General features: G+C 62.2%; 19 protein-coding genes. 12 read left to right on the plus strand and 7 right to left on the minus strand.

Translation table 11 applies throughout. The annotated features are described in order from the left end of the window. Nucleotides 1–48 precede the first annotated feature (48 nt). A complete protein-coding gene (gene folE / locus DBIPINDM_RS34660; protein ID WP_258583429.1) occupies nt 49–681 on the minus strand; it encodes a GTP cyclohydrolase I FolE in 633 nt (210 codons plus the stop codon). A gap of 240 nt (nt 682–921) precedes the next feature. Between folE and DBIPINDM_RS34665 the strand changes: the two genes are divergently transcribed. Next, on the plus strand, nt 922–1368 hold the full coding sequence (locus DBIPINDM_RS34665) for an iron-sulfur cluster assembly scaffold protein (RefSeq protein WP_258583430.1): 447 nt from the start codon (nt 922–924) through the stop codon (nt 1366–1368). A 463-nt stretch (nt 1369–1831) separates the two neighbouring features. Here DBIPINDM_RS34665 and DBIPINDM_RS34670 read toward each other — a convergent pair whose 3' ends face one another. Then, nucleotides 1832–2749, minus strand: a complete 918-nt coding sequence (locus DBIPINDM_RS34670) for a LysR substrate-binding domain-containing protein (protein WP_258583431.1) — start codon at nt 2747–2749, stop codon at nt 1832–1834. A 91-nt stretch (nt 2750–2840) separates the two neighbouring features. Between DBIPINDM_RS34670 and DBIPINDM_RS34675 the strand changes: the two genes are divergently transcribed. The 4 genes from DBIPINDM_RS34675 (at nt 2841) to blaOXA (ending at nt 4689) form a co-directional block, all read left to right on the plus strand. Then, nucleotides 2841–2999, plus strand: coding sequence for a hypothetical protein (locus tag DBIPINDM_RS34675; protein ID WP_258583432.1), 159 nt, complete (start codon nt 2841–2843; stop codon nt 2997–2999). 85 nt (nt 3000–3084) lie between these two features. Beyond that, nucleotides 3085–3459 carry a membrane protein insertion efficiency factor YidD gene (gene yidD / locus DBIPINDM_RS34680; RefSeq protein ID WP_258589420.1) on the plus strand — a complete coding sequence of 125 codons (375 nt, stop codon included), beginning with the start codon at nt 3085–3087 and terminating at the stop codon, nt 3457–3459. A 73-nt stretch (nt 3460–3532) separates the two neighbouring features. Then, nucleotides 3533–3739 carry a hypothetical protein gene (locus DBIPINDM_RS34685; protein ID WP_258583433.1) on the plus strand — a complete coding sequence of 69 codons (207 nt, stop codon included), beginning with the start codon at nt 3533–3535 and terminating at the stop codon, nt 3737–3739. 122 nt (nt 3740–3861) lie between these two features. Beyond that, nucleotides 3862–4689 (plus strand): class D beta-lactamase, encoded by an 828-nt coding sequence (gene blaOXA / locus DBIPINDM_RS34690; RefSeq protein WP_258583434.1) that lies wholly within the window; start codon nt 3862–3864, stop codon nt 4687–4689. A gap of 6 nt (nt 4690–4695) precedes the next feature. On the opposite strand, the gene DBIPINDM_RS34695 is transcribed toward blaOXA, so the two are convergent. Continuing rightward, the gene (locus DBIPINDM_RS34695) at nt 4696–5532 is read right to left on the minus strand and encodes an SAM-dependent methyltransferase (protein ID WP_258583435.1); all 837 of its coding nucleotides are present in this window, start codon (nt 5530–5532) and stop codon (nt 4696–4698) included. 269 nt (nt 5533–5801) lie between these two features. Here DBIPINDM_RS34695 and thrS point away from each other — a divergent pair, with 269 nt between their 5' ends. Together thrS and DBIPINDM_RS34705 are read left to right on the plus strand one after the other, a co-directional pair. Further along, nucleotides 5802–7778, plus strand: coding sequence for a threonine--tRNA ligase (gene thrS, locus DBIPINDM_RS34700; protein WP_258583436.1), 1977 nt, complete (start codon nt 5802–5804; stop codon nt 7776–7778). Nucleotides 7779–7858: 80 nt separating this feature from the next. Continuing rightward, nucleotides 7859–8797, plus strand: a complete 939-nt coding sequence (locus DBIPINDM_RS34705) for a lysophospholipid acyltransferase family protein (protein WP_258583437.1) — start codon at nt 7859–7861, stop codon at nt 8795–8797. Between the two features lie 3 nt (nt 8798–8800). Here DBIPINDM_RS34705 and DBIPINDM_RS34710 read toward each other — a convergent pair whose 3' ends face one another. Next, on the minus strand, nt 8801–9763 hold the full coding sequence (locus DBIPINDM_RS34710; RefSeq protein ID WP_258583438.1) for a hypothetical protein: 963 nt from the start codon (nt 9761–9763) through the stop codon (nt 8801–8803). A 155-nt stretch (nt 9764–9918) separates the two neighbouring features. Between DBIPINDM_RS34710 and DBIPINDM_RS34715 the strand changes: the two genes are divergently transcribed. Beyond that, nucleotides 9919–10503, plus strand: coding sequence for a nitroreductase (locus DBIPINDM_RS34715; protein WP_258583439.1), 585 nt, complete (start codon nt 9919–9921; stop codon nt 10501–10503). Then, nucleotides 10504–11112: a flavin reductase family protein gene (locus DBIPINDM_RS34720; protein WP_258583440.1), complete on the plus strand. Its 609-nt coding sequence runs from the start codon at nt 10504–10506 to the stop codon at nt 11110–11112. It begins immediately after the preceding gene. A gap of 17 nt (nt 11113–11129) precedes the next feature. Here the strand turns inward: DBIPINDM_RS34720 and DBIPINDM_RS34725 are convergent, their stop codons facing one another. After that, the gene (locus tag DBIPINDM_RS34725; protein WP_258583441.1) at nt 11130–11840 is read right to left on the minus strand and encodes a TetR/AcrR family transcriptional regulator; all 711 of its coding nucleotides are present in this window, start codon (nt 11838–11840) and stop codon (nt 11130–11132) included. 144 nt (nt 11841–11984) lie between these two features. On the opposite strand from DBIPINDM_RS34725, the gene DBIPINDM_RS34730 reads away from it, so the two are divergent. From DBIPINDM_RS34730 to DBIPINDM_RS34740, 3 genes are all read left to right on the plus strand, one after another. Then, the gene (locus DBIPINDM_RS34730) at nt 11985–12659 is read left to right on the plus strand and encodes a methyltransferase family protein (protein ID WP_258583442.1); all 675 of its coding nucleotides are present in this window, start codon (nt 11985–11987) and stop codon (nt 12657–12659) included. Nucleotides 12660–12750: 91 nt separating this feature from the next. After that, a complete protein-coding gene (locus DBIPINDM_RS34735) occupies nt 12751–13428 on the plus strand; it encodes a hypothetical protein (protein WP_258583443.1) in 678 nt (225 codons plus the stop codon). Next, nucleotides 13400–14467, plus strand: a complete 1068-nt coding sequence (locus tag DBIPINDM_RS34740) for a CASTOR/POLLUX-related putative ion channel (RefSeq protein ID WP_258583444.1) — start codon at nt 13400–13402, stop codon at nt 14465–14467. The genes DBIPINDM_RS34735 and DBIPINDM_RS34740 overlap by 29 nt, the downstream gene beginning before the upstream one ends. Before the next feature lie 2 nt (nt 14468–14469). Here DBIPINDM_RS34740 and DBIPINDM_RS34745 read toward each other — a convergent pair whose 3' ends face one another. Both DBIPINDM_RS34745 and DBIPINDM_RS34750 read right to left on the minus strand, forming a co-directional pair. Further along, entirely contained in the window at nt 14470–15351 is an 882-nt protein-coding gene (locus DBIPINDM_RS34745; RefSeq protein ID WP_258583445.1) for an HpcH/HpaI aldolase/citrate lyase family protein, read from the minus strand. Then, nucleotides 15351–15803: a MaoC family dehydratase gene (locus DBIPINDM_RS34750; RefSeq protein WP_027045910.1), complete on the minus strand. Its 453-nt coding sequence runs from the start codon at nt 15801–15803 to the stop codon at nt 15351–15353. The genes DBIPINDM_RS34745 and DBIPINDM_RS34750 overlap by 1 nt, the downstream gene beginning before the upstream one ends. Nucleotides 15804–15896 lie beyond the last annotated feature (93 nt).

A 15896-nucleotide genomic window follows, 5' to 3' on the forward strand; every position in this document is an offset into this window, starting at 1 on the left:
CCGGTCCCTGTTTTTCGGGATCATGGCCTAGCGATATCGGCCTAGACGTTACGCCCCGCCGCGCACCATGGTGACAAAACGAACCTGCTCCTCGGGCATATCCTTGAAGACGCCAGTGAAGGTGGAGGTGAGCGTGGTGGATCCTTGCTTGCGGATGCCGCGCATGGCCATGCACATGTGCTCGGCCTCGATCATGACGGCGACGCCGCGAGGGTTGAGCACATCCTGGATGACGCCGGCGATCTGTGCGGTCAGCGCTTCCTGCGTCTGCAGGCGATGGGCAAAGATATCGACGACGCGGGCGATCTTGGACAGGCCGACGACCTTGCCATCCGGCAGATAGCCGACATGCGCCTTGCCGATGATCGGCACCATGTGGTGCTCGCAATGCGAATGGAACTGAATATCCTTGACGATGACGAGATCGTCGTAGCCGGCGACCTCCTCGAAGGTGCGGCCGAGTTCCTCCGCCGGGCACATGTCGTAGCCACCGAACATTTCGCGGTAGGCCTTGGCCACGCGCTTGGGCGTATCGATCAGCCCCTCGCGGTCCGGATTGTCGCCGGTCCAGCGCAGCAATGTGCGCACGGCAGCCTCGACTTCAGCTTCGCTCGGCCGGTCGGTGACCGGCTTTTCCATGTAGGCGGCTTGGGGCATGAGTTTCTTGATGACGGCATCCATAAAAGGCGTCTCCCGTAGTTCCTCTCCAGGGAGGAACGAGTTGAACGGACCACGACCTTTCGGTGTCGGAAACTCGCCCCGTTTCCAGCCCCGTAAGCGGCGTGAACTTCCCGGCCAGGACAGTGACGCTCATCGCCTTGTCGTTACCGGACTGCCCGCATTATATAAGACCGCAGCGAGCGAAAGGAAGACGCAGCAGCGGCAATCGCTGTTCGCTTGGCGGCGACGGATTGGAAAATAATGATCAACGACGTCTATAACGCGAAAATTCTCGGTTTTGCCGGAAACATCGCCCGCATCGGCCGGCTCGATCATCCCGACGCGACCGCCAAGGCCCATTCCAAGCTGTGCGGTTCGACCGTTACCGTCGACCTCAAGATGGAAGATGGCGTGGTCACCGACTTCGCCCATGACGTGAAGGCCTGCGCGCTCGGCCAGGCGTCGTCCTCGATCATGGCGCAGCATGTCGTCGGCGCGAGTGCCGAGGAATTGCGTGCGGTGCGCGACACCATGCTGAAGATGCTGAAGGAGAACGGCGCACCACCAGACGGGCGCTTCGCCGACCTCAGATATTTGGAGCCGGTGCGCGACTACAAGGCGCGCCACGCCTCGACCATGCTGACCTTCGATGCCGTGGTCGACGCCATCAGCCAGATCGAGAAGAAGCGCGCCGAAGAAGCGGCCTGACCTTGCGCCGGGCTTTGCGAGGGCCATCACGGAGGAAGCGCTTGCGTTGGTTGATTATAGCCTTGGGCCTTGCGGCTTCGGTGGTGACGAGCAGCTACGCGGCCGCATCAGAAAGCGCTTCAAGGCAGAAAGCTGCTGCGTACCTTTCTGACAAGCTGGCTGGCTGCTGGACTATCCCAGTCGCCGACGAATTTGTGGTTACACGCGTCCAAATCAGCTTTAACCGAGATGGTTCGCTAGCGGCGGCGCCCAGAGTACTCAACCCCGCGAAAGCGCCGCAGGACAAGAGATTTAATGATAGCGCGGTTCGGTCAATTGTCCGGTGCGCACCTTTCACTGGATTAGCGGCTTATTCTGATAGCTACGAAGCCTGGCGCGAAATTGCCGTCACATTCGACCCGCGCGAAATATCATCCGGCGCGCAGCCGAAATAGAACCCGCTTAGAAATCACGTAAATTCGGCTTAGGCCTGCCGTGTCAGCGCCTGCCGGCTTTCGGCAAATTCGCTTCTCAGCCAGTCTGCGAAAGCCGCAGCCGGTTCCGAAAGATAGCGCAAATCCCTCGCCACCAGCCAGTAGGCGCCGGACGCAACGTCGATGTCGAATGGCTTGATCAGCGCGCCGGCTGCAACTTCCCCGCCGATCTGCAAGAGATCGCCCAGCGCCACGCCATGTCCGAGCAGGGCGGCTTGCTTTGAAAGCGAGGCGTCTGCGAGCATCGGGCCGCGCGCCGGCACGGCATCGGCGGGCACGCCGGCCGCTTCGAACCAGCGCGCCCATCCCTGGCGATTTTCCTCATGCAAAAGTGTGTAGCGGGCAAGGTCGATCGGCTTCTCAAGGGCAGGGCCCGAGGCAAGCAGTGCCGGCGACAGAACCGGTGAATCGACCGTCGAGGCAAGCCGCTCGGCCTGGCTGCGAGGCCAGGAGATGGCATGGGCGCTGAAGCGTAGGGCAAGCTCAGGCTGATCGCTGCGGAATTCGATCAGCCTGGGGTCGACTTCGAGCGATACATCGATGTCAGGCCGCAATTGGCGAAACCGGTTGAGCCGGGGGACCAGCCACACGGAAGCAAGTGACGGCTCGACGCTGACACGAACCACGGATTGCGCGGGGACAGCGACCAATTCCGAAAGCAGTCTGTCGATGTCATCGAAACTCCTGACCAATTGCGCGAGCAGCCGACGGCCCGCATCCGTCAGTTCGACGCGGCGATGGTGACGTTCGAACAAGGGCTGGCGCAGGAAGGTTTCGAGCTCGCGGATCTGCCGGCTGATCGCCGCCTGCGAGACGAAAAGCTCCTCGGCGGCCCGGCTGAAGCTCAGATGCCGGCCCGCCGCCTCAAAACTCCTCAATGCCGTCAATGGTAGGCGTCCGCGCTTCATTTCGCATAATCCAGGGTTATCCGAAATGGAAATTATACTCGTTTGAAGGCCAAGGCCAGCGGCGGTCTAATCGCATCAAAGGAGACCGACCATGATCCAGATCCTGAGCATCTTTGGCGATGTCATGCGGATCGCAACGTTTCAATGGCGCGACGAAAGGCACCATGTAAAGCGCAGCGAGGAGCCGGCCAGCCCCGGCCGCTGGGTACCTCCGATTGACAGGCAGCCATTTCGCCGCTCCCGCCCATGACAGCACGGCGGATAAGGGGCGGGGATTGCGTTCTCCTGACGAAGCTCACATCTATCGCGGGACAGAACGCGATACGGAGACCGCGGTGCACGACCCGCATGGGCATGCCCATACTGCCAGACCGCCGGGGCGCGGCCGCAACTGGCCCGGCCCGTGGCGCAAGACGCCGGGCCGTCTCCTCGGCACGTCGTTCGTGCGCCTTTACCAGCTGACTTTGTCCGGCTTTGTCGGCAATTCCTGCCGGCATTTGCCGACCTGTTCCGAATATGCGCATGAGGCGATCGCCCGCCATGGCCTGTGGGCCGGCGGCTGGATGGGATTGTTCCGCGTGCTGCGCTGCGGGCCCTTCGGCACGCATGGCATCGACCTGGTGCCGGAAGTGCTGGCGGATTGCTACGTCTGGTTCATGCCCTGGCGGTACTGGCGGATCGGCAAAAAAGGCGGCAAAGTCGACAGCTGAGGATAGTCCGGAAACGGGTGGCGACGCTTGTGGGCCGAGGCGACACTAAGACCTCCAGGATTGGAGGTTTGCCATGATGTCGCTGTTTATTGCGATCCACATCCACGCTGCAAAACGGGGCGATGGATTGCTGCCCGAATTTCTCGGAACAACGCCGCAGCCGCGCGACGTGCCGAAAGCTATGAATGGAAGCCCGACCAGCTCCAGTCGGGTTACCAAAGGCGCTTCAGAACCTGATCCTCAACCGCGCAAGGCCGTTCGAAGGCCGGTCATCCTCTAGGCTGTGTTTACGATCCGGTAGGGTTAACGCAAGCCTGCACAAAGACTGCGCATTTGAGACAAAATCGAGACAAGAGACCTCGCTAAGCCCGCTCGCGAACACCTCTTCTGGAGCGAGCATCAATGCGTAACATCGACCGTCTTCCCTTTATCCTGGCTGGAGTCCTGTTCCTGCTCGCCTGGTTGCTGGGGTTCCCGATGCGCGCGCAATCGGCGCCGCTTGGGGATGTGCAGTGCACGTTGATCGCCGATGCAGCGAGCGGCAAGACGCTCTATCAGGACGGCACCTGCGACCAGCGGTTCAGCCCTGCCTCGACGTTCAAAGTGCCGCTTTCGCTGATCGGCTATGATGCCGGGATCCTGAGCGACGAGCACACGCCGACCTGGGACTACAAAGCCGAATTCAACGCGGTGAAACGGGATCAGAAGACCGTCGATCCGGTGATCTGGGAACGCGATTCAATTCTCTGGTTCTCCCGGGAGATCACGCGCCGGCTCGGGGCTGAGACCTTTGCCGGCTATGTCTCGAAACTCGACTACGGCAACAACGACGTTTCCGGCAATCCCGGCAAGAATGACGGCCTGACCCATTCCTGGGTGAATTCCTCGCTCAAGATCACGCCGGTCGAGCAGGTCGATTTCCTGCGCAAACTGCTGGCGCGCAAGCTCCCGGTTTCAGCCAAGGCCTACGACATGACGTCAGCCATCATCCCGACATTCCAGGCTGGAGGCTGGACGGTGCAAGGCAAGACCGGCAGCACCAGGCTGGCCAATGATGCCGACAAGATCAGGGACAAGCGTTCGCTCGGCTGGTTCGTCGGCTGGGCGAAGAAGGATGGTCAGCAGATCGTCTTTGCGCGTCTCATCGTCGACACCAAGCGCACCGATGTGCCGAAGGGCTGGAGCACACGCTCCGGGTTTCTGAAGGATCTGCCGCTGCTGATGAAATAAATTTGGTCAGGCGGTTCGGCGGGCACGGATGATGTGGCCGCCGGAATTGCTCGTCGTTCCCCTCGGTGCTCCGGAAAAGCGGGCGGCGATATCGCCGCTCTCGAGATCTTCGATCTCGTCGAACCCGAGCTCAGTCAGGGATTTCGCCAGGTCGGTAGGAACAAAGAAGCTGATCCATGGCTCTCCGACAGAAGCGACGCGCGCCGCATGGAAGGCCAGCGCAGCCTGTCCCGCCGCATCGCGGTTCTCAGCCGGTTCGCTGTAATCGAACACCACCTCCGAGCCGGGGACGCCGGCAATCCAGGACAGCGTTTTGAAGATCGCTTCTTTCGTCAGGTAGGGCACGACACCCAACCAGATGAAGAAACTCGGCTCGGTCGACTGCAAACCGGCCGCAGCCAGTTCCGCGGGCAGGCTTTGCCGCTCGAAATCGACTGGCACGAATGTGGTGGCGGGTGGCTCGGCAAACCCGCTCTCGGCCATGCATTTGCGTTTCCAGGCTTGCGTGGCCGGGTGGTCGACTTCGAACACGCTGAGATCCGGATACGGATTGCGCAGCGAAAACGTATCGAGGCCGGCGCCAAGCACGACGAGCTGACGGATGCCGCGACGCACCGCCGCCGCCAGCCAGTCCTCGGCGAAGCGGGCGCGCGCGGTGACGAACAGGCGCATGCGCCGGCGGCGCTCGTTCTCCTGTTCGAGCTCCTGGGCCGTGGGCGCAGCTTCACCCAGAATCGCGATCGCGTAGGGATCGCGAAACAGCCCCGCCTGCGGTGAAAACTGATGCAGGGCCCTCATGCGTGCGACGCCAAGGGCGGTACGGCTGGGTGTTGCGTCTTCCATATCGACAATTCCAGAAGATTGCGGGGATGTTCGCAAGCCGGGCGACGGGCCTGCGACATCTCTGGCGACATTTCCTGACGGCCAGGCCAATCAGCGCTCTTTACCTGGCCCGGCAGTGCCTCTAAAAACCGCCCGCTGCCGTTTGTCCATGTGATTGGCGCATCCGGCTTTTACCTATGCATGTCGTAACCCCAAAACCGCCATACACTTTTGGGTGACATGCATTTCAACCACCCGCGCTCGTTTGCGGGACTGGATAGGAGATCCATATGCTGAATTCCGTTTCCCTGACATTTCCCGATGGCTCCGTCCGCGACTACGACGCGGCGATGACCGGTGCAGGCCTTGCCGAATCGATCTCGAAGTCGCTGGCCAAGAAGGCCGTCGCCTACGCCATCGACGGCACCGTGCGCGACCTCTCCGACCCGCTCGGCAAGTCCGGCAAGGTCGAGATCATCACCCGTGACGATGTGCGCGCTATTGAACTTATCCGTCACGACACCGCGCACGTGCTGGCGGAAGCCGTGCAGGAATTATGGCCGGGAACGCAGGTGACCATCGGGCCGGTGATCGAGAACGGATTCTATTACGACTTCGCCCGCAACGAGCCGTTCACCCCAGACGACTTTCCAGTGATCGAGAAGAAGATGCGCGAGATCATCGCGCGCAACAAGCCGTTCACTAGGGAAGTCTGGTCGCGCGACAGGGCGAAGAAAGTGTTCGCCGACAAGGGCGAGCGCTACAAGCTTGAGCTGATCGACGCCATTCCCGAGGACCAGGATCTCAAGATCTATGCGCAGGGCGATTGGTTCGACCTCTGCCGTGGTCCGCACATGGCCTCGACCGGCCAGATCGGCAACGCCTTCAAACTGATGAAGGTGGCCGGTGCCTATTGGCGTGGCGATTCGAACAACCCGATGTTGACGCGCATCTACGGCACGGCCTGGGCCGACCAGGCGCAGCTCGACGCCTACCAGACGATGCTGGAGGAGGCCGAGAAGCGCGACCACCGCAAGCTCGGCCGCGAGATGGACCTGTTCCATTTCCAGGAAGAAGGGCCGGGCGTCGTCTTCTGGCACGCCAAGGGCTGGAAGATGTTCCAGAACCTGGTCAATTACATGCGCCGCCGCCTCGACGAGCAAGGCTACCAGGAGGTCAACGCGCCGCAGGTGCTCGACAAGAGCCTGTGGGAAACGTCAGGCCACTGGGGCTGGTATCGCGACGCCATGTTCAAGGTGACGGTCGCCGGCGACGACACCGACGACGACCGTGTCTTTGCGCTGAAGCCGATGAACTGCCCAGGCCACGTGCAGATTTTCAAGCATGGGTTGAAGTCATATCGCGATCTGCCCGTAAAACTTGCAGAATTCGGCAATGTGCATCGCTATGAACCGTCGGGCGCATTGCACGGGCTGATGCGCGTGCGCGGCTTCACGCAGGATGATGCGCATATCTTCTGCACCGAAGAGCAACTCGCGGCGGAATGCCTGCGCATCAACGATTTGATCCTGTCGACCTATGCCGATTTCGGTTTTGAAGAGGTCAGCGTGAAGCTGTCGACACGGCCGGACAAGCGGGTCGGCACCGATGAGGCCTGGGATCATGCCGAGGCGATCATGGGCAATGTGCTGGAGACGATCAGGACAAGGTCGGGCAATCGGATCAAGACCTCGATCAATCCGGGCGAGGGCGCCTTCTACGGGCCGAAGTTCGAATATGTGTTGAAGGATGCCATCGGCCGCGAATGGCAGTGCGGCACGACGCAGGTCGACTTCAACCTGCCGGAACGCTTTGGCGCCTTCTACATCGGCTCGGATTCGGAGAAGAAGCAGCCCGTCATGGTGCACCGCGCCATCTGCGGTTCGATGGAGCGTTTCCTCGGCATCCTGATCGAGAACTATTCCGGCCATTTCCCGCTGTGGTTCGCACCGCTGCAGGTGGTGGTGGCGACGATCACCTCCGAGGCGGACGGCTATGCAACCGAAGTGGTGGCAAAGCTGAAGGCCGCCGGGCTATTGGCGGAAGCCGATCTGCGCAACGAGAAGATCAACTACAAGGTCCGTGAGCACAGCCTGGCCAAGGTGCCGGTCATCCTCGTCTGCGGCAAACGCGAGGCGGAGGAACAGACGGTCAACATGCGCCGGCTCGGCTCGCGCGACCAGGAATCGCTTGGCCTTGCCGAGGCGATCGCGCAACTGACCGAAGAAGCGGTGACGCCGGACCGCAGGCGCAAACGCGCGGCCTGACCCGTGTCCCCAGGAATGGCGGTGGAGCGATCCACCGCCATTTTCATATCCCTGTCACGCCAACCTTGTAACGAGCCCTCATGCTCAAGCTGAAGCCACGCGAAAAACCGTTCCCCGAGCTTTCCTATGCCAATCCGCGCCAGCCGGCGCTGACACGCTGGGTCATCCATTCCATCGAGGGCCTGTCGGGGCGCGACCGGTATGCCGCGCTCTATGATTTCTGGCGCCGCCAGGTGGTGCCATCAGGCGAGCGCGTGTTCAGCCGCATGCTCGACCTGATCGACCTGCGGATACGGACCCCCGACCAATGGCCGCCCGCGCCGTTACCGGACACACCGCTGGTGATTGTGGCCAACCATCCGTTCGGCATCGGCGACGGCATTGCCGTGCTCTCACTGGTGGAGCAGCTGGGGCGGCCGTTCCGGGTGATGATCCACAAGGATCTGCTCAAGATCCGCGAGATGGAGCCCTATTCGCTGCCAATCGACTTTTCCGAGACCAAGGAAGCGTTGAAGAACAACATGGCCGTGCGCCACGAGGCGGTGCGGCTGCTGAAGGAGTGCGTCACCATCGTGGTGTTTCCCGCCGGTGGTGTCGCCACTGCGCCGAAAGGCTTTGGCCGCGCACGCGACCTGCCATGGAAGATGTTTCCGGCACGCCTGGTCCAGGATGCCAAGGCGTCCGTCATTCCGATGCATTTTTCCGGACAGAACGGCAGGCTGTTCCATCTGGTCAGCGGGCCGATGAACATGGCCGAGCGCGATGGCCGCGTGGCCAAATTCGTCGGCAAGGCGTCGCTGACACTGCGCCTTTCGATGCTCATCCACGAATTCGCACGGCTGTCCGGCAAGGCGATCGACGTGCGCGTCGGCGATGTGCTGAGCTGGAGTGAACTGGAGCCGCTGCGCGATCGCAAGGCACTGCTCGACCGTCTTTATCGCGGTGTGTTTGATTTGGCGCCGCCGGCACCGCGCCGTCGGATTCCCTTCCTGCCGGCACGAGCGAAGCTGGCAGCCTGAAGGCTAATCCGCGCCTTCTTCCGGATCCATCGCCGCCGCTTCGATCGCCAGAACCTCGATTTCCTGGTTCTGGCCGGCTACGACTGTGAAATCCTTCTGGTAGATGCGGTCGCGGTTCTTGGCGATGATGGTGTAGTCGCCTTCGGCAAGCACCATCGAGGCAAAGGCGCCGACGGTCTCCTTGATCGGGTCGCCGGATTCGTTGAGCAGCGACCACGACGTGTCGGCGATCGCCTCGCCGCCGGCTTCACGCACCAGTTTCATCGTGATCTCGGCGGCGTGATGCTCGACGGTGGCTTCGGTCAGCTTGCCGGCCTCGACGCGGATGTCGGAGCGGATGACCGCATTGACCGCGCCGTAGGTCGAGACGACGTGGTAGATACCGGCGTTCAACCGCACGACGCTGTTGGGCTCGACATCGGGAATGATCAGCGCGCGGTCGCCATTGGCCTCGGCGGTGCCCTCATAAATCGAGAAGCGCAGCTTTTTCGGCGGAATGCGCAGGCCGCCGGACAGAACCGCGTCGAGCTTCAAACCGCCGGCATCGAGCACAAGGCTTTCCCGCTTGGCTTCCTTGCCGACGGTGATGCGCTTGGTGGCGCCGGCGCGGCCGTAGGAGGCATGAACCAGATAGCTGCCGGGTTCGAGTTGGAAGACGGCGCTGCCGCCATGCGCGGAGGCGACCATCGGCAATTTGCCGTTGACGGCTTCGGGCTTGAAGACACGCCAGACGAGGCCGCGGGTGATGTCGGCGCCCTTGTCGGTCAATTGGGCCGACAAAGTGAGGGCGCCACCGCCGCCAAGCGCCAGCGGAGTTTCGCTCTTCGGCGTCGCATAGCTCGAAATTCCGGGAAGTTTCAGGTCGCTGACGCCGTCCTTTTGCTGCGCAGCAGCCATGGAGACCGGCAGCAGGAACAGCGCGGCGCAGAGCCAGACCAGGAAAAGACGCAGTCGCCCCTCAAACATGCCTTGCGTTGAAGCCCATGGCGGTGGCAATTTCAAGGCTTAAGAGTCCAATCGATGACTCTTCAGCCCGGCGCTTGCGCGCCTTTGCCCGAGCCGCCCGAATTCCCGATGGTGCGCTTCAGCTCAAAACAGAGTGTTTCAGGAGACTTGCGTCCATGGCGTCGCCGATCATCGACTTCCTGCTGACCCGAAATTCAGCACCGATTCCCGACCTCAGGGAGCCGGCACCGAGCGACGCCGATATCGCAACGATGATCGCCGCCGCCACGCGCGTGCCCGATCACGGCCGGCTCGAACCCTGGCGCTTCATCGTCTATCGCGGCGATGCCCGCATCGAGATCGGCAGAAAGCTGGCGGCGCTTGCCGAACAGCGGGAAGGGCCGCTGCCCGAGGGCCGCCGCAACCAGGAACTGGCGCGCTTTTCGCGCGCGCCGCTGGTGATCGGCGTGGTGTCGGTGCCGAAAGAGAATCCCAAGATCCCGCAATGGGAGATGTTCCTGTCCGGCGGCATGGCGGCGATGAACCTGATGATTGCAGCCAACGCGCTGGGCTATGGCACCAACATGATCAGCAACTGGTATTCCGATGTGCCGGAGGGCAGGGCGATCCTCGGACTGGCGCCGCAGGAGCGCGTCATCGGCTTCATCCACATCGGCTCTTATGCCGGCACGGCGCCGGAGCGGCCACGACCCGATCCGGCAAAGCTCTACGCCGATTACTCAGGGCCCTGGGCGGGTTGAATGTTCTATGAGCCGTCCAAGGGGCACGGGCTGCCGCATGACCCATCGAAGGCGATCGTGGCGCCGCGCCCGATCGGCTGGATATCGACGCTGAACAGGGCCGGCGAGATCAACTTAGCGCCATACTCCTTCTTCAACGCCGTTTCGACGCGGCCGTTCATCGTCTGGTTCTCCTCGGAGGGTGAGAAGGACAGCGCCTCCTTCGCCCAGGAGACCGGTGAGTTCGTTGCCAATCTGGTCGGCCGCGATCTTGCGGAGAAGATGAATTACACCTCCGTCAACGCGCCGCGCGGCGTCAACGAGTTCGTCTATGCCGATCTCGCCATGGCACCTTCGCGTCTCGTCAGGCCGCCGCGCGTGGCGGCGGCGCCTGCCGCGCTGGAATGCCGGGTGACGGAAGTGTTTCGCCCAAAGGCGCTGGACGGAACGCCGACGAGTGCGGTCGTCGTCGCCGGCGAAGTGGTCGGCGTCCACATTGACGATGCCTTTTTGAAAGACGGCCTGTTCGATATCACCAAGGCCGGCAATGTCGCCCGTCTCGGCTATATGGACTATGCCAGCGTCAGCGAGGTCTTTTCGATGCGCCGGCCACGCTGGGGCAAGGAGTAGGCTCCAGACCTGGCAAATCACCGCGCCTTGTCGGCTTTCCGCCGGGCCGTCATGACGGCCCTGATATAGCCGGGTTCCCCGATCCGAATGCTTCCATCGGGGAGCCCGAGTATGCGGTCGAGAGCGATCTCGTAGAGCCTGACGCGTTTCTCCAAAACTTCGATCGCGACTTCCATATCGGCGTCGCTGCCGCCGGTAATCGCCTTGGCAACGACGTCATGCGTGGCCAAGCCGAACTGCATGACGATGTCGGCGACACCCTCCGGATCGAAGGTCCTGAAGGTGCCGTCTTCGACACCTTGCCGGATGATCCTGACCAGCAGGGGTGAAAACGACGCGCTGGCCGCCAGGTTGATGCGGTGGAAAAGCACCAGATTCTCCGGCCGAAACATTGTCTCGAAAAGAGCCCAGGCCTCCGCCGCGGTCTCGATCTTGGTCTGTCGCGACTGGCTGAGCAGGCCATTCAGGCGGCCAAGCGGGTCGAGGGCGGGATCGTCGAGTATACCCTTGACGCCAGCCAGAGCCTGCCTGGCGAAGCGGTCGGCCAAGGCTTCGAGAAGAGCCTCCTTGGAGGCGAAGTAGTGATAGAAGGCGCCTTTCGAGATGCCGGCGGAGGCAATCACGTCGTTGAGGCTCGCTCTGTCATAGCCCTGTGTCAGGAACAGGGCCTGGGCATGGTCCAGAAGTTCTTCTCGCCTGAGCTCTGGATGCTTGATGACACGGGGCATGACCAAACCTTCTGCACGCGATGGCCGTTCCCGTCCAGCACGGGATATCAGATAGTCTGCTTGAATTACAGACCACTGGTCGGTATGATAGACCATTGGTCTACTTGAGCCAATGCCGTGGGGGCATACCGTGGAAGGTCGATCATGATCGCGAAATTGGTTCTTCAGACATTCATCTGGTTCGGCGTCATGGGCGCCTTGCTCTTCCTGTCGGCCGGCACGTTTTCTTGGCCAGGGGCCTGGATCTATCTGGTGGGGATGGTGGGGCTCAGTCTCACCCTCGGCGTGGCGCTGGCGCGGCGCGACCCCGGCCTGATGAATGAGCGGCTGAGCCCTCCGATCCAGAAGAATCAGACCGCAGCCGACAAGGTCCTGCTGTCCATACTTCTCATCGCCATCTTCGGCTGGCAGGTCTTCATGGGGCTAGACTTCCGTTTCGGCTGGTCGGCTGTTCCTGTCTGGGCGCAGGTGGTCGGCGCGCTGGTTCTGCTGGTCGGAATCTGGATCTGCTATCTGACCATGCTAGAGAACAGTTTCGCGGCACCCGTGGTGAAGATCCAGGATGAGCGCGGACAGCGCGTGATCACCACTGGCCCCTACAGCTACGTCCGCCACCCGATGTATGCCGGCGCCATCCTCTTCTTCGCCGGCACGGCACTTCTGCTCGGCTCCTGGTGGGGACTGGTATCGGTGCTCGTGTTCGTCGTTCTCCTGGCCATCCGCACCTTCATCGAAGAGAAAACGCTTCGCACCGGCCTGCGCGGCTATGACGACTATGCGACCGAGGTTCGCTACCGACTGATTCCGCTGATCTGGTAGCGCTTGATTTAAACACACGCTAAGAGAGCGGCTTCGGCGTTGCGTTGGGGTTGGCGCATCGCCCTTGGGATAGTGCGGGGGCACCGGCGACATGAAGAAACGAGACTCGCTGGGAACCCGGCTGCGCTATGGGTTCGACAAGAGCATGGCCGCCGGCCCGATCGCGCTGATCGGCTGGCTCGCCGTCGTTTCCCTGCTGATCATCATCGCCGCCGCGGCTTTCCTTGCGGTGACCCGCATTGCGCCGGAGGGCGGCGAGCCGCTGAACTTTTTCGAAGCGTTCTGGGAATCGCTGATGCGCACGCTCGATTCCGGCACGATGGGCGGCGACACCGGCTGGGCCTTCCGCCTCGTCATGCTGGTCGTCACGCTTGCCGGCATCTTCGTCGTGTCGGCTCTCATCGGCGTGCTCAGCGCCGGCGTCGACGGCAAGCTCGATGAATTGCGCAAGGGCCGGTCGCGCGTGCTGGAGACCGATCACACCATCATACTCAACTGGTCGCCGTCGATCTTCGATGTCATCTCCGAACTCGTGATTGCCAATGCCAGCCGCCGCCGTCCGCGCATCGTCGTCATGGCCAATATGGACAAGGTCGCGATGGAGGACGAAATCGCGGCCAAGGTTGGCAAACTGGGCAACACGCGCATCATCTGCCGCAGCGGCGATCCGACCGATCTGTACGACCTGGCGATCGTCAATCCGCAGAGCTCGCGGTCGGTCGTCGTGCTGTCGCATCGTCGTGCATTCGAGCCGGCAATCGGGCCTTAGCGGCGTCTATTCGGAACTCCTCGATTTCGACGGTTGCGAAATCTACACGACCGAGCAGCCTGATCTTACCGGCAAGACCTTCGGCGAGGCGGTGATGGCGTATGAACACTGCGCGCTGATCGGGCTTTGCGACAAAAAGGGGCGCGTCAATCTCAACCCGCCGTCGGACCTTGTGATCGGCAAGGACATGCGCGCCATCATCATCGCCGAGGACGATGCCGCGATCAAGTTGGGAAGCACCGGGATCAAGATCGATATGACCGTGATCCGCGGGCCCCGATCCGTCGAGGCGAAGCCGGAGCGCACGCTGATCCTCGGCTGGAACCGGCGCGGTCCGATCATCACCTATGAACTGTCGCGCTATGTCGCGCCTGGTTCGATCCTGACCATCGCCGCCGATACGCCAGGCCTAGAGCAGGAAGTTGCCGGACTGCCGGTTGCCGGTGACAATCTGTCGGTTTCCTGCCGCATCACCGACACCTCGAGCAGCACGGCATTGGCAAGCCTGGACGTGCCTTCCTATGATCACGTGCTGGTCCTGGGCTACAGCGAAACCATGGCAGCGCAGCCGGCCGATACGCGCACGCTGGTGACGCTGCTGCATCTGCGCAAGATCGCCGATGATGCCGGCCTGCACATCTCGATCGTCAGCGAGATGATCGACGTGCGCAACCGCGAACTGGCGGCGGTGACCAAGGCCGATGATTTCGTCGTCAGCAACCGGCTGGTCAGCCTGATGCTGGCGCAGGCGTCGGAGAACCAGTATCTCGCCGCGATCTTCGATGATTTGCTCGACGAGAAGGGCTCCGAAATCTACATGCGTCCGGTCGCCGACTATGTCGCCATCGACCAGCCTTTGACCTTCTGGACGATCGCGGAATCGGCGCGGCTGCGCGGCGAGATCGCCATCGGTTACCGGCGCATTCGTGCCGGAGACACTGATCAGCGGGCTCTGGGCGGCGTCACCGTCAATCCGCTGAAATCGGAAGCGCTGGCCTATCTGCCGGAGGACCGCATCATCGTGCTGGCGCGGGACTGAGACTAGACGGAAACGCCTGCCGCCTTGGCGCGTGCGAGCAGCCGTTCGGCCAGCCGCAGATGCGGGCGGTCGAACATCTTGCCGTCGATGCCGACGACGCCGGGATTGCCCGCCGCCGCGAATGCGTCGACGATTGCCTGGGAGTGCTTCACCGCCTCGGCCGAGGGTGTGAAGGCGGCGTTGATGACGGGCACCTGATCGGGGTGGATCGCCATCTTACCAGTGAAGCCGTCGCGCTCGGCCTCCGTGCATTCCGCGGCGAAACCGGCCATGTCGCGAAAGTTCGGGAACACGGTGTCTATCGCTGCGACCTCCGCGGCACCGGCCGCAAGGATGGTCATCAGGCGAGCGTGGCGGAACACGTCGGTGTAGCGGCCGTGCTCGTCGCGGGCCGCGCGCGCGCCGATCGCCGCCGACAGGTCTTCCGCGCCCCACGTGAGGCCCGCAAGCCGCTTGCTTGCGCCGGCATAGGTGGCGGCGGCGAGCACACCCGCCGGGGTTTCGGTGATGATCGGCAGGATTTTGATCGAGCCGTCGGCCAAGCCGTTTTCGGCCTCGCGCACCCTGAGCTTTGCCGAGAGCTGCTGGACATCCTGGCCGCTGTTGGACTTGGGCAGCATGATGCCATCCGGCTTCGCCGGAACGAGCGCGGCAAGATCGTCGTCCGTCAGCCCGGTCGACAGATCGTTGACCCTGACATAGATCGCCGAGCTGGTTTGCGTCCTGTGCTCAATAACAAAGCGAGCCGCAATCGCCCGCGCGGCCGCCTTGTTCTGCGGCGCTACGGAATCCTCGAGATCGACGATCACCACGTCGGCGCCGGCGCCAAATCCCTTCTCCAGCTTGCGCTCGGAATCGCCGGGAACGAAGAGCAGCGAACGCATCAGGCGGCCTTTTTCAGCATCATCGCTTGTCTGGTGCATTTGGCGACGAGATCGCCATTCTGGTTGTAGGCGCGGTGCTCGAATTCGACGATGCCGCGATCCGGCTTCGATTTCGATTCCCGCACCGAGATGACTGTGGTCTCGACGCGGATGGTGTCGCCGTGGAAGACCGGATGCGGAAATACGGTCTCCTTCATGCCGAGATTGGCGACCGTCGTGCCGACAGTGATGTCGTTGACCGAAATGCCGATCATCAGGCCGAGCGTGAACAGCGAGTTGACCAGCGGCTTGCCCCATTCGCTCTTGGCGGCGAAATCGAAGTCGATATGCAACGGTTGGGGGTTCAGCGTCATCACCGAAAACAGCATGTTGTCGCTCTCGGTGACGGTCTTGCGCAGCGTGTGCTGGAAGACATGGCCGACGACAAATTCCTCGAGATATAGGCCGGCCATTTCTAGTCTCCTGCGCTGATTGACGGTTGATAGGCGCTGCATCCGGCGCTCGCAAGCCAGTTAATGAACATGGTGAACCGTTCGTAAACCATT

Source organism: Mesorhizobium sp. AR02, from assembly GCF_024746835.1.
Lineage (GTDB): Bacteria > Pseudomonadota > Alphaproteobacteria > Rhizobiales > Rhizobiaceae > Mesorhizobium.